A 13126-nucleotide genomic window follows, 5' to 3' on the forward strand; every position below is an offset into this window, starting at 1 on the left:
TAGGTGCTTTTAATGCAGGGGGCGTATAGAATCGGAACGCTGTTGTTCTTCTATATGCTGAAGTTCCTCTCGGTACTTAAATGATTTATGAAATGGATTCACATACTGATCAAAATGGGGGGGGATACCATGTCCAATGTAACGGTTAAAGAACTGACATCCAAGCCGGACCGCAACGTAAAGAGCTCTGTGTTTACACTGAAGCTGCTGCAACGTATTGTGATGATTCTGGTCGGTGCTGCACTGATGGCTGTGTCACTCGAAGTATTTCTCGTGCCGAATGGCGTTATTGATGGGGGAATAACAGGGATCTCGATTATGGTGTCAGAGCTTACACATCTGCCACTCGGAATTTTCCTGACCTTGCTTAACTTGCCTTTCCTGATTCTGGGGTATAAACAAATTGGTAAAACGTTTGCGTTGTCCACACTGCTTGGGATCGTTGTAATGTCCATTGGAACGTCATTGTTACACCACGTTCCTGCACTGACGCCAGGTGAACCACTGCTTGGAGCTGTATTTGGTGGATTGATCTTGGGGGTTGGAGTTGGTCTAGTCATTCGTTCTGGCGGTTCACTGGATGGTACGGAGATTGTAGCCATACTGTTGAGTGAGAAGTCACCATTGTCTGTAGGTCAGATCGTATTGTTCATTAACGTATTTATTTTTGCAGGTGCAGGTTTTGTGTTTGGCTGGCCAAACGCCCTGTATTCCATGATTGCTTATTATATTGCAATGAAGATGATTGATATTGTGAATGAAGGATTGGATCAATCCAAATCGGTATGGATTATCAGTGAGAAGTACCGTGATATTGGTTCAGCCTTAACCGACCGTCTGGGTCGTGGCGTCACTTTTCTGGATGGAGAGGGCGGCTTCAGCGGAGACGAGAAGAAAATTATCTTTGTGGTTATTACCCGTTTGGAAGAAGCTAAGCTGAAGTCCATTGTTGAAGATTGGGACCCACATGCCTTTGTGGCAATAGGTAACATTCACGATGTGAAGGGCGGACGTTTCAAGAAAAAAGGTATACATTAGCGAATCTCATCGCGAGTAAACGAAAAAATAGCCGGTACCCTTGGTTTGAGGGTGACCGGCTATTTTTGTTTTAAATGCTGGATGATCAGTTCAACAGGCTGGGGATCGACAGCTGCGATCAGATCCCCGGTCTTCGTCAGGCGTTCCACGATGTTCATCAAGTGGTAATCCTTAACCGAAACGTTGTTCCGAACTTCATCCCATGTGAGAGGAGTAGACACTGTACCGCCTGGTTTGGCGCGGGGAGTGTAGGGAGCTGCGAGCGTTTTGCCACCGTAATGCTGGAGGTAATCAAAATAAATGCGATCCCCCCGGTCTTTTTTAAGTCGTTCCAGTGTAAATAGATCCGGATGTTTTTGAGTGACGTATTTGCCTACAAAATAACCGATGTCTCTTAATTCATCGAAGGTTACACCTTGACGGATCGGAACAATAATCTGTACACCTGTGGCACCGGAGGTTTTCGGTACCGATCTAAGGCCAAGCGAAGTTAGCGTTTCCCCCACGATTAAGGCCGCCTGCATAATGCGAGGTTCTTCTTCCTGCGAAGGATCGAGATCAATCATCCACTCGCAAGGCAGATGGCTGCCTACAGCATGTAAGGAAGGGTGAAACTCAAGAGCGGCCAGATTGCCAAGCCATAACAGATCAGGAAGGTCATTCATCACTACATATCGTATCCCATCATGAATCTCAGTTCGTACAAACTCCGGAACGGGCTCCGGGGCATTTTTTTGATAGAAAAACTCGCCGCCTGCACCATGTGGATAACGTATCGTGGTGAGCAGCCGATTTCGGGTGTACGTAAGTAGATAGGGAGCCAGTGCCGCCAACTTTTGCAAATAGATAGCCTTGGTTACACCTGCTTCGGGCCATAACAACTTGTCCGGATTGGTCACGGTAAGCTCCATTCCATTAATCGTTATGGTGCCCTTTATTGTATGGGCCATGAGCAACACCTCCTGTGGTCAACAAGTATAATTTTAAATGGAAATCCTTTTGAATGTTTCAGGCAGATGGAAAGTAGTTTATCGTTCAGGGATAAGATGACTAATCTGGCTGATCTCACACTCATCTCGCTTTACCGAAGCAAAAGCCTGGATGCTTGGGTGACGTAGGGTAAGATGGTGGGTGAGTTCCATGAATTGCACTTTGACGCCGATCTGTGGTTCTATCCATGTCGTCTCCGCGCTTCTCTCGGGTATGTTATGAAAAGGTCTATCCTTACGAATAAGAGGTTGTACTTCTTCGGTTAGTTTACGCCAGGAGTCCGAGTTCAGCTTACCTGTGCCGACATGACCAATATAGACAAAGTTAGGCCCATCATATACACCGACTGCAATTGCATTGACGATGCCGCTGCGGTAGGTGACCCCTCCAATCATTGCATATAGGTCGTGGAAAATCTTAACCTTCTGCCAACGTTGATCCTTGCCGTTGATCCCATAGGTACTGGAAAGATCTTTACATACAATTCCCTCCATCTGGTGCTGTCTCATCACAGAGAGCAGGGCGTCGGGATCGGACGTGTTGGTCACCTCTTGAACATGGGGAGCAGAATTCAGAACTTGATGCAGCAGACGCTGACGATCTGCCAGGGGTTGATCCGTGACCCATACCCCATCGCAGTAAAGAATATCAAATACCATATAAGTCACCGGAATCTGGTTTATAGCTTGGGCAATGCCATCCGGTCTGCTCATGCGATCACGCCGCAGCACGTGATAGAAGGACGGTTTTCCGGTATCCGGGTCAAGGGCAATAATCTCTCCATCCAAAATATAAGAAGGGACGGAGCACAGATTGCGTGGCTGAACCAGCTCAGGATATTGTGCAGTTCGGTTGTGCAATCTGCGATTAATTAACTGAATTCCCTGTCCGTCCTCGTAAGCAAGCATGCGGACCCCATCCCATTTGATTTGGGCAATCCAATTTTGCCCGGTAGGGATCACATCTCGGGATATAGGTTCAAAAGGAACCAGGGGATTGAACATGTGCCAAAAACTCCTTTCCTCTTTCAAATCTGCCTGGAGATTGAACCTCTAAGTTGAGTAGGGTAGGTTTATCTCTTCCGCAGCCGTGCTTTCAGTTTATGTACCATAATAAGCAGTAAAGGAATCGCGATACCACAAGTCAAATCCCAATCAATCCAATACGGAATAACGACTTTGAGATAGAAATTTTCGTTGGGTGCTAGCACAATGGACATGGACAGAATCAACATGGCGCTAGGCAAAATGAGTGGACGATAGCTGGACAATTTGAAGAGATGAGTGATTCCGAGTACAAAGCTATAGAAGAACAGAATGCTCTTGAAAAAGACGGCAATAATCCAGACGGAAGCCATAAAGGCCTCAATCCGCTGCAAAAAGTTGCCTATATTGATCTTCAGCGACAGATTAAATGCTGCGAACCAATGGTGTTGCGTCATAAATGGACCCATGACCAGCAGACAGATGGTTAGCGTGAGGGTAAGCATCAATCCCCCTATGATGGCTGCTAGAAGGATATCCTTTTCCCAATGTGCTTCCTTTTTGGCATAAGGAAAGAGCATAAGAAAGATGCACAATTCACAATAAGGATAGGTAAGCACAGCGACAAAGCCTTTAAAGGGATTCAGAAAGCCTTCTGCAAGAACGGGCTTGATGTTGTCCAGATGTGAATGCGGGAATAGACAGACGGTCAGAATGAGCAGAAACAGCACGATCAGGGGCAGAAGTACCTCGGCACTTCTGCCTATGGGTTCCAGACCGGAGAAGAGTCCCCAGGCAAGAGTACAAACAAAGAGCAAACTCACAATGAAGAGGGGAGATTCAGGCAGGATCTGGGTCGTCATGAAATCCCCAATTTCTCTTATGAATGCAGACGTACCCATTAGAAAATAGAATAGATAAAAACAGCTGATGAAGGCCCCGATCCAAGGTCCAAGGGTATGAAGTGCATGTTGAATCAGATTCATCCGGGGCTGCAGTTTGTATACAATGAGCATAATGGCCAGTACGCCTGCTCCACCAGCAACGCCCAATAATGCAGACAACCATGCATCTTGATGTGCATATGAGGTGACCATTGAGGGGAAGACGATAATCTGTTCACCAATCGTGCATAAGAACATCAGTGAGCCCAGTTGCCTTACAGTTAAACGCCCCTTTTCAATCATGTGGGTTCTCCTTCGCATATCAATCTAGATATTGGTTAGGTTGCGCCAATTGCACCATTTTTATTAGGAAATGGGTAAAGGCATATCAATATGAAAAAAGGAAGGCAAAAAAGCCCGGACAACGGATTTCCCCAATGTTAGAGCGAGGAAATTGATGTCCGGGCTAATTAGATTGTAATTAACTTAAGGCACAACGTTTACGTCACAGATTCCCTGTCTTAATTCGTTGAAGTTAAGCGAATACGAATATTCTGTGGGTCTATAGTAAACCAATCCTTACCTTGCTGTTCGATAGATGTGTTCGATTGACGCAGTTGTTCTACAGCTTGTTCCAATTGTTCTTTTCCGTCATAAATGATGGTGAAGTAGTCAATGCCTGTCGCGTTGGCTGGATTCACAGGTGCGCCTGTACCAGCCCAAATGTTCAGTCCGATGTGATGGTGATAACCGCCAGCGGATACAAACAGGGCGGACATGTTGGCGAAGTTACCAACGATATCGAAACCAAGTACTCCTGTGTAGAAACGGCGCGACTCTTCCAGACTGCGTACATGGAAGTGAACATGACCAATGACCGTTCCGGCAGGCAAACCCTGCCAAGGTTCGTTCGTGGCCAGAGCGAACAGGCTCTCTACATCAACAGGATCACTTGACATAATGTAGTTATTATCTGCATCTCGCTTCCAGGTGTCGCGGGCACGGTCTGCATAGATTTCGATACCATTCTGATCAGGATCGGAAATGTAGAATGCTTCACTAACCAGATGATCACCTTGACCAATTTCGATGCCGGATTCAGCCAGATTACGAAGAGCAAGGCCCAGCGATTTGCGGTCAGGCAGCAGGATGGCGAAGTGATACAGACCTGAAGTGGAGCGAACAGGCATCGTTACTGCATCGGTCAACTGTTCAAGGCGCAGAAGAGACTGCTTTCCATCGGCTGTCAGGGTAGCGACTTTGTCGCTACGTTCAAGAAGTTTCAGTCCGACCACTTCGGTATAAAATTGAATGGATCGATCCAAATTGCTGATTCGCAGACTTACTTCACCCAGATGGGTGGTAGCAGGGATTTGATAAGTAGAAGTCATAAGGAATTCCTCCTGTATAAAATTTAGTTGAATTAGTTGAATTGTTGCGGTTCACTCATTGGCAATGGAATAGGGTTATTGTAATGTCATAGGTCATGTAGTTATGAAGCTTAACTGTACATTTATAAATAAGTTACTTTTCATAAGTTAATATAAAATATAAATCAACTTTCGTCAATTGTATTTTCGGTTTTTGGTATATTCATTCTTGGTTGAGTATTACTTCAATTATGGAATACAAAACAAAAATCCGGCTTCATGGCCGGATCTCTAATGTTGATTTTAGTGACAAGCGAATCCTGTGCTGTTTGCTGTTTACGCCTTGGACTTAGGCGCAGCCTTCTTTCTTTTGGCAGGAGCAGGAGTCTCTGTTTCTCCTCCAGCTGCTGCTTGGACTGAAGTTTTCTTTGGAGCACGTTTCTTAGGTTTGGCTGTGGTGGTTCCGGGATCGGTTGGAATGGGCTTCACAGCTTCAATACTTGCTTGCAGTGCTGCCATGAGATCCATGACATTCGCTTCCGGTTTGGCAGGGGCAATTTTGATTTCTTCACCGGCTACTTTGTGATTGATCAGATCCAGAAGTTTGGCGCGGTAGTCGTCCGTATATTTACCAGGTTCAAAAGGAGTAGATAACTGATCGATCAGCAGTTTGGCCATCGTCAATTCCTTCTCGTTTACGTTGAGAACCTCGGGCAGGTTGGGAACCTGAGAGACGGGACGGATCTCGTCTGGATAGAAAATAGTTTCCATGGAGAGGCAATCGTCCAGCACACGGATCGCGGCCAAACTACTTTTGGAGCGAATGGATATCTTGGCTATGCCAATCTTTCCTGTATCCCGCATGGCAGTCATTAAAAGCTGGTAGGCGTTTCCTCCCGCTTGATCGGGAGAGAGGTAATACGTTTTTTGAAAATAAATCGGATCGATCTCCGTTAAATCCACGAAATCCAGAATGGTAATGGTTTTGCTGCTGGAATCATTTAACGCTTCAAGCTCGTCCTTTTCGAACAAGACGAATTTGCCTTTCTCATATTCATATCCTTTGGTGATCTCTTCCCATTGAACCTCAACTTCACAGGAAGGACATTTACGTACATAAGCAAGTGGACTGCCGCAGACTTTGTGAATGTAACGCATGGAGATGTCTTTGTCTTCGGTAGCCGAGAACATTTTGACAGGAACATGAACGAGACCAAAGCTAATGGCACCTTTCCAGACCGTATGCATGAACGGCTCCTTTCCGAGAACATTTTAGGTATAGTATGGGCATTTCACGGGCGGGATAACCCTATTTTCCCGGATCGGTATGCTTCAGAAAGAGTGGGGGATGATAACAGAAACATCCTTGAAGATCTTCGCTTATAGCGTAGTTTTGAAAGAGGATGATGTTAGTTATTAACTATTACGTCAGGAGGTACCCCTATGAAGAACAAACGAGACGAAGCTGAAGCTCACGCCCATACGTTCTCTCCGTATCCTCGTGCCGAGTCGGAAGGGTCTGAAGGTTTTCATACACCTGCAACAGCGGTTAACTGGGAGGCTATTACCTCAGAAGAGCTGCCGCTTGACCGGGAGTCGTTCATGCTGGACATTGACCGGATGGTGAATGAGGGTCTGGGCGGTGGACAAGTCACGGAAGATAACGGTTATATCGGTGAGAGTACAACAGATAGCATGGTGCGGGAATCGCATGATGATCCGGAAGGGGAGTATGAATAACAATGATGGATGTGAAACGCGCAAAAGCCATTTATGATTCCAAAGATACGATTGCAGTTACATTGGAAGGAGATCCGGTCTGGATCGAAAATGTGGATGAAGCCAATGGCATGGCGACGGTGCAGGTAGGCAGCAGACCCGGGAATACCCAGACGGTACGTGTAGACCGTTTGGAAGAGTAAAAGAGAACGTCTGGTAAAGGAAGTCTAGGGAAGGCCGGTGCCGTCAGGTGCCGGTTTATTTGTCATTCGTGTGAATGGTGGCCTATCTTCCGTTCTGCTTCTGATCCTTCGATGTTGCGGGGTGAGAATGGGACCGATATAATAAAGTTCAAAGTGAACTCAGGCGGCTTGACCGCCAAAGGTGGGGCGTATATTGAATCAGACGCATGAGCAGTGGGTGTATCACTCCCATGGCATTGCAGATACAGAAGTACTCGCGTCCGCACTCGCTGAACAGGCAACCGCCGGCATGGTGATTGCACTAGACGGTGATCTGGGCGCGGGCAAAACGGCATTTTCACAAAAGTTTGCCTGGCATTTGGGTGTACGTGATGTGGTTAACAGCCCCACGTTTACACTGATTAAGGAATACGAAGGGCGTCTGCCCTTGTATCACATGGATGTGTATCGCATATCACTGGAAGAAGCGGACGAGCTTGGACTGGATGAGTATTTCTATGGAACCGGAGTTAGTCTGGTGGAATGGTCCAGCATCATTCCCGAATTACTGCCACAGGAACACCTGCATGTGCAGATCGAGACGACGGGCCCGGAGGATCGAACGATTACGCTGGATGGGTATGGCGAGACTTATGCTGCCATGTGCCGACAGTTCAGACAGAATGGAGTCAAATGATGATGGAAGATTTACAAAAACAGCCGCGCCAGCGGTTTTTGGCGTTGGATACCTCGACTGCGGTGATGGCAGCCTCAGTGATGGAAGGCCACGCCCTTCTGGAAGAACGCAATGAACGGGCAGAACGCAACCATTCGGTACACGTCGTGCCTGTAATGGAGCAACTGCTGGAAGCCAGCAGCACGCAACCGGGACAGCTGGACGGCATTGCCGTCGGCATTGGGCCGGGCTCGTACACGGGCATCCGCATTGCGGTGACCGCGGCGAAGACGCTAGCCTGGGCGTGGGACATCCCCGTTGTCGGGGTGTCCAGCCTTCAGGCTCTGGCCTGGGGCGGCTGGCACAGCGGCCTCGCCGCCAAGGCCGAAGCTGCGGCAGAGGATGCCGCAGTAGGGGCTGGCGGAACGCTATCCGCGGACCAGGGCGGCACCGGTGCCGCCCCAGTCCACTGGATCGTTCCGCTTGTGGATGCACGGCGCGGCCAAGCCTATACCGCGCTGTTTGCCTCCGCCGGGAGCGCTGCGCCCCGGCGGCTGGCGCCAGATGCCATCCGTATGGTGGACGGATGGCTGGAAGCCCTCGCCGCCCGCATGGCGGAAGCGGCGCCGGAAGAGCGGCCCGCTGCCGTCTGGATTGTCGGCGAGACGGGCCCGCATGCGGCAGCAGCGGCTGAGCTTCGCTGCCCCGCAGGAACGGCGCTCCAGCTCGTACCCTATGAGCTGGAGGGCCGCTGGGTTGGGCGCTTAGGCGCCGAGGCGCTGCTTGCAGGTCAGCGAGATGACGTGCATGCGCTCGTGCCCAACTACACCCAGCTGGCTGAAGCGGAAGCCAATCTGCTGCGCAAAGGCTAAAAGGGAGGGGAAGCAGATGGACAACGTGGAGAATGACGAGCAGGAAGCAGCGCTTCAGTTCAGGTTCATGACTTTGGGTGATATTCCCGATGTAATGATTATTGAACATGAAGCCTTCACCCTGCCCTGGACGGAAGAAGCATTTCAAAATGAATTGACACACAATCATTTTGCTAAATATATGGTCATGGAATTGGAAGGTACAGCGATCGGCTATGCCGGTATGTGGACAATTATGGATGAAGCCCACATTACCAATATTGCAGTCCGGGAAGCCTATCGTGGGCGCAAGCTCGGTGAGAAGCTTTTGGACGAATTGATGAAAACGGCGGCTTATCTCGGGATGGAACGAATGACGCTGGAAGTCAGGGTTTCGAATCGAATTGCCCAGAGCTTGTATCAGAAAAAAGGGTTTGAATCGGCTGGTCTTCGTAAAGGGTATTACTCCGACAATGGGGAAGATGCGATGATTATGTGGGCGAATTTGCCGCCTGCGAGCCGGAGCGGCGAAGAGGAAGGAAGCGTAACGGATTCATGAAGGATTTCAATGAAAAGGTAAATTCAGCACCATCTTATATATTGGCCGTGGAGACAAGCTGTGATGAAACATCTGTAGCGGTAGTCAAGGATGGACGGGAAGTGTTGTCCAACCTGATCTCCAGTCAGATTGAGACACATAAGGCATTTGGCGGGGTTGTGCCTGAAGTAGCTTCGCGTAAACACGTGGAAGTCATAACACTGATGTTGGAGCAGGCTATTGAGCAATCCGGTATCCGTCCGCGTGATCTGAGTGCGATCGCCGTGACACAAGGGCCTGGACTGGTTGGTGCATTACTGGTCGGTATCGTGGCAGCGAAAACCATGGCCATGGCACTTGGCAAACCGCTCATTGGCACACATCATATCGCGGGACATATCTATGCCAACAGACTTACCCATGAGCTGCAATATCCAGCAATGGCACTGGTGGTTTCAGGTGGTCATACCGAGCTTGTGCATATGGAATCCGAAGGAAAGTTCAAACTGATCGGACGTACGCGTGACGATGCTGTAGGCGAGGCTTATGACAAAGTGGCGCGTGCACTGGGTTGTCCCTATCCGGGAGGACCGCATGTGGACCGGATGGCTGCTGAAGCAGAGCAGGCAGTACCTTTGCCACGTGTCTGGCTGGAAGCCGATTCCTATGATTTCAGCCTTAGCGGTCTGAAGTCTGCTGTACTGAATGTTTTGAATCAAGCCAAAATGCGCGGAGAAACGCTTGAACCATCTGCTGTGGCACGGGGATTCCAGGAAGCTGTCGTCGAAGTGCTGGTAGAAAAAGCAGTAAGGGCTGTCCGTGAGTACGGATCACGTCAATTGCTGTTATGCGGTGGCGTTGCGGCAAACCGGGGATTGCGTTCAGCTTTGCAGGAGCGTTGTGCGAAAGAAGGGCTCGAATTGCTGATCCCGCCGATGGAGTATTGCACCGACAATGCAGCGATGATTGGAGCTGCGGCGTATTTGAAGTGGCAGCGGGGAGAAATCTCGGAATTCGATGCCAAAGCTGATCCTGGACTTTCACTTGAGGGATGGTCTGTTCAATCGCTCTAGAATGATTCATGTATATGAAGACTTGACAGTCTCAAGTGAAGACTGTATATTAATTACAAATTAAAACAGGAATCCAGATTCCTGAACTGAAACGCAATGAACAGGAACAGTAGGGTATTTCCCGGTCATAGAGAGCTGCGGGGTGGTGCAACGCAGTCGAAGGAAACCTGAAACTCACCTGGAAGCGGAACGATGGAACACGGTAACTCCCTGGGAGAAGCCGAAGGCCGATGATGGCCCAAAGTACATGGTTACGGGTTGCCTCCGTGAATGGGCCGTTGTTGATGGAATCCGGATGACATATCGGTAGAAGATCAACAATAACTGAGGGGGCTTTCGTCACTTTGGGCAATGATAACGGTATGGACGCATACAGGATCAGCTCGAAGGAAATGAAAGTCAACAAGAGTGGTACCGCGAAGGTGAACAGCCTGTCGTCTCTTGCATTATTGCAGGAGATGGCAGGCTTTTTTGATTTTCAAAAGGGTGATGAAATTCATGGTCACATATCATAAATGTAATGAACGGGAGCAGTAAAACGATAAAGCGCACAGAGAGCTGCGGGGTGGTGCGACGCAGTGGCTGGAATCGTTCGAATCTCGCCCGGGAACGGAGCTGTGGAAACAGATGAGACTATGTCTCATCCCTTGTCCTATAACCAACAGGGCATTGTGGTACACAGCAACGGCTAACCTCCGTTATAGGGTGTTTCTCCGGCTGGATCGGTTGTTATTGTTGCGTGTGTGCAACTGCAATGAATCTAGGCCGGAGACGACGAGGTGGATGGTGCCCGGCGCAAGCCTGGACCATCAAGCAAGAGTGGTACCGCGGAGGGATAATAACCCGCCGTCTCTTAGATGAGATGGCGGGTTATTTGTGTTTTGCTGCCGGCAGCAGGGTGGGCGATGGAGATCCATAATCATGGTTTGGATTAAGAGATAAGTCCGGCGTGCAAGTCGACGTGCACATCGGCATGGAATGCAAAAAGAATAAACATAGAAAACGGGAAATGAACAACTCGTTCACATCCCCAAAATAACCAATATACATTCAAATTTGATGGAGGTTGATGAATATGACAACGAACAATAACAAACGCATGATTGAGATTTTTGATACAACACTGCGCGATGGAGAACAAGCACCTGGAGCGAGTCTGCAGCCTGAACAAAAAATTGAACTGGCACATCAGTTGGCTTCTCTGGGCATTGACGTCATCGAGCCTGGATTCCCGATCTCAAGTCCAGGTGAGTTCGCGGCGGTTCAGGCGATTTCCAGACAACTGCAAAACGTGGAGATTTGCGGATTCGCGCGTGCGGTCAAAGGGGATATTGATGCAGCCGTTCGAGCAACGGCTGACGCAGCGCGCCGCCGTATTCACTTGTTTATTTCCTCTTCGGACATTCATATTGAGCATCAACTGCGCCGTCCGCGCAGTGAAGTCGTAGCTACCGCCCGGGAGATGGTCTCCTATGCTCGTCAGTTCACGGATATTGTGGAATTCACCGCCATGGATGCGGCTCGTACGAAGATGGACGATCTGATCGAAATGGTTGAAGTAGCCATTGAAGCGGGAGCAAGTATTATCAATTTGCCAGATACGGTTGGGTACGCACTGCCACATGAATATGGAGAGATGTTCCGTCAGGTACGTGAGGGCGCAAGAGGCGGAGATAAGGTTCGATACAGCGCACACTGTCATAATGATTTGGGCCTTGCGGTTGCCAACAGTCTGGCTGCGATTGCCAACGGTGCTTCCCAGATCGAAGTAACCATCAATGGTGTGGGAGAACGGACGGGTAACTGTGCATTGGAGGAGCTGATTATGGCTCTGGAGACGCGGGGAGATGTTATTGGCGCAACGACAAATATCAAACTGAACCAGATGTATGAGACATCCCGTCAGATTAGTCGTGCGATGCATTTCCCAATTGCCTATAACAAACCTGTAGTAGGGCGCAATGCCTTCCAGCATGAGTCCGGTATTCACCAGGATGGTCTGCTCAAGAATCGGAGTACGTATGAGATTATGGACCCGGAAGCGCTGGGTATTCCACGCAGTATGATTATTCTGGGCAAACATTCCGGGCGTCACGCTTTGAAAGATCGGGTTCGCAAATATGGCTTTGAACCGGATGAGCAGCAAATGGAACAACTGTATGAGATATTTAAAGAAACTGCCGATCAACAGAAAGTGGTCAGTGATGACCAGTTATTGCAGATGGTGAGTCAGACCATGAATATTCCTGCGCAGGATTATGAACTGGTTGAATTGCAGGTTACGGCAGGCAGCATGACGGATCGAATGGCAGCAGTTCGCATTCGCACGAGCGCAGGGGAGCAATCCTATTCTGCGGTTGGCGGTGGTCCGGTAGATGCAACGATTCGAGCGATTGGTCAAAGTATCTCGGACGACATTACGTTTGTCGATATGGAGATGCACGCACTGAGCGGAGGAGAGGCTGCGAGTGCAGAAGCTGCGGTTACCGTGGAACGTGCAGGACGTGAATTCAGAGGAACTGCCACGCACAATGATATTGTCATGGCAGCCGGACTGGCTTATGTAGCAGCATGCAATGCGGCCGGACTGAAGGCGGAGTCTACTGAAAGTGATGAATCAGTGCACGCGTAATATTACTTCCGCATATCACACCACATAACTTTGTGATTTGTATTCAAAAGCAAACCAGAGGCAGACCTTAAATACAGAGGTCTGCTTTTGTCCTTTTATAGGAGATAAAATATGAGGACTAGGATAGGTTTGTCAAGATGTGATTATAGTTATCCACATATTCAGGATAATTTGTGGGTAACTCTAGCAA

Annotated in this window: 14 protein-coding genes and 1 other annotated feature; of the genes, 9 read left to right on the top strand and 5 right to left on the bottom strand. The window is 48.9% G+C overall.

The features are described from left to right. Positions 1–129 precede the first annotated feature (129 nt). On the top strand, positions 130–1038 hold the full coding sequence (locus tag G3352_RS10865; protein WP_163756381.1) for a YitT family protein: 909 nt from the start codon (positions 130–132) through the stop codon (positions 1036–1038). A gap of 59 nt (positions 1039–1097) precedes the next feature. Here the strand turns inward: G3352_RS10865 and ligD are convergent, their stop codons facing one another. The 5 genes from ligD to ku all read right to left on the bottom strand — a co-directional run bounded on the left by ligD (position 1098) and on the right by ku (position 6513). Beyond that, positions 1098–1988 (bottom strand): non-homologous end-joining DNA ligase, encoded by an 891-nt coding sequence (gene ligD / locus G3352_RS10870; RefSeq protein WP_163756383.1) that lies wholly within the window; start codon positions 1986–1988, stop codon positions 1098–1100. Positions 1989–2066: 78 nt separating this feature from the next. After that, positions 2067–3032 carry an ATP-dependent DNA ligase gene (locus tag G3352_RS10875; RefSeq protein WP_163756385.1) on the bottom strand — a complete coding sequence of 322 codons (966 nt, stop codon included), beginning with the start codon at positions 3030–3032 and terminating at the stop codon, positions 2067–2069. A gap of 68 nt (positions 3033–3100) precedes the next feature. Next, positions 3101–4198: a GerAB/ArcD/ProY family transporter gene (locus G3352_RS10880; RefSeq protein WP_163756387.1), complete on the bottom strand. Its 1098-nt coding sequence runs from the start codon at positions 4196–4198 to the stop codon at positions 3101–3103. Between the two features lie 218 nt (positions 4199–4416). Then, positions 4417–5286, bottom strand: coding sequence for a VOC family protein (locus G3352_RS10885; protein ID WP_163756388.1), 870 nt, complete (start codon positions 5284–5286; stop codon positions 4417–4419). Positions 5287–5601: 315 nt separating this feature from the next. Beyond that, positions 5602–6513: a non-homologous end joining protein Ku gene (ku, locus tag G3352_RS10890; RefSeq protein ID WP_163756390.1), complete on the bottom strand. Its 912-nt coding sequence runs from the start codon at positions 6511–6513 to the stop codon at positions 5602–5604. A 195-nt stretch (positions 6514–6708) separates the two neighbouring features. Here ku and G3352_RS10895 point away from each other — a divergent pair, with 195 nt between their 5' ends. From G3352_RS10895 to G3352_RS10925, 8 genes are all read left to right on the top strand, one after another. After that, positions 6709–7005, top strand: a complete 297-nt coding sequence (locus G3352_RS10895; RefSeq protein WP_063564487.1) for a hypothetical protein — start codon at positions 6709–6711, stop codon at positions 7003–7005. Positions 7006–7010: 5 nt separating this feature from the next. Beyond that, positions 7011–7187: an H-type small acid-soluble spore protein gene (locus G3352_RS10900; protein WP_053783520.1), complete on the top strand. Its 177-nt coding sequence runs from the start codon at positions 7011–7013 to the stop codon at positions 7185–7187. Positions 7188–7380: 193 nt separating this feature from the next. Next, positions 7381–7863 carry a tRNA (adenosine(37)-N6)-threonylcarbamoyltransferase complex ATPase subunit type 1 TsaE gene (tsaE, locus tag G3352_RS10905; RefSeq protein WP_076291523.1) on the top strand — a complete coding sequence of 161 codons (483 nt, stop codon included), beginning with the start codon at positions 7381–7383 and terminating at the stop codon, positions 7861–7863. A 2-nt stretch (positions 7864–7865) separates the two neighbouring features. Then, on the top strand, positions 7866–8714 hold the full coding sequence (tsaB, locus tag G3352_RS10910; RefSeq protein WP_163756392.1) for a tRNA (adenosine(37)-N6)-threonylcarbamoyltransferase complex dimerization subunit type 1 TsaB: 849 nt from the start codon (positions 7866–7868) through the stop codon (positions 8712–8714). 16 nt (positions 8715–8730) lie between these two features. Next, entirely contained in the window at positions 8731–9252 is a 522-nt protein-coding gene (rimI, locus tag G3352_RS10915) for a ribosomal protein S18-alanine N-acetyltransferase (protein ID WP_163756394.1), read from the top strand. Next, complete coding sequence (tsaD, locus tag G3352_RS10920; protein WP_163756397.1) at positions 9249–10304, top strand: tRNA (adenosine(37)-N6)-threonylcarbamoyltransferase complex transferase subunit TsaD; 1056 nt, start codon at positions 9249–9251, stop codon at positions 10302–10304. The genes rimI and tsaD overlap by 4 nt, the downstream gene beginning before the upstream one ends. 344 nt (positions 10305–10648) lie before the next feature. Then, the gene (locus G3352_RS31690; protein WP_449008411.1) at positions 10649–10819 is read left to right on the top strand and encodes a hypothetical protein; all 171 of its coding nucleotides are present in this window, start codon (positions 10649–10651) and stop codon (positions 10817–10819) included. Continuing rightward, positions 10816–11161 (top strand) — a binding site (T-box leader). Its footprint overlaps the gene before it by 4 nt. 218 nt (positions 11162–11379) lie before the next feature. Beyond that, positions 11380–12936: a 2-isopropylmalate synthase gene (locus G3352_RS10925; protein ID WP_076291526.1), complete on the top strand. Its 1557-nt coding sequence runs from the start codon at positions 11380–11382 to the stop codon at positions 12934–12936. Positions 12937–13126: the final 190 nt, after the last annotated feature.

The sequence above is a fragment of the Paenibacillus sp. ALJ109b genome (genome assembly GCF_010747435.1).
Classification (GTDB): Bacteria; Bacillota; Bacilli; order Paenibacillales; family Paenibacillaceae; genus Paenibacillus; species Paenibacillus taichungensis.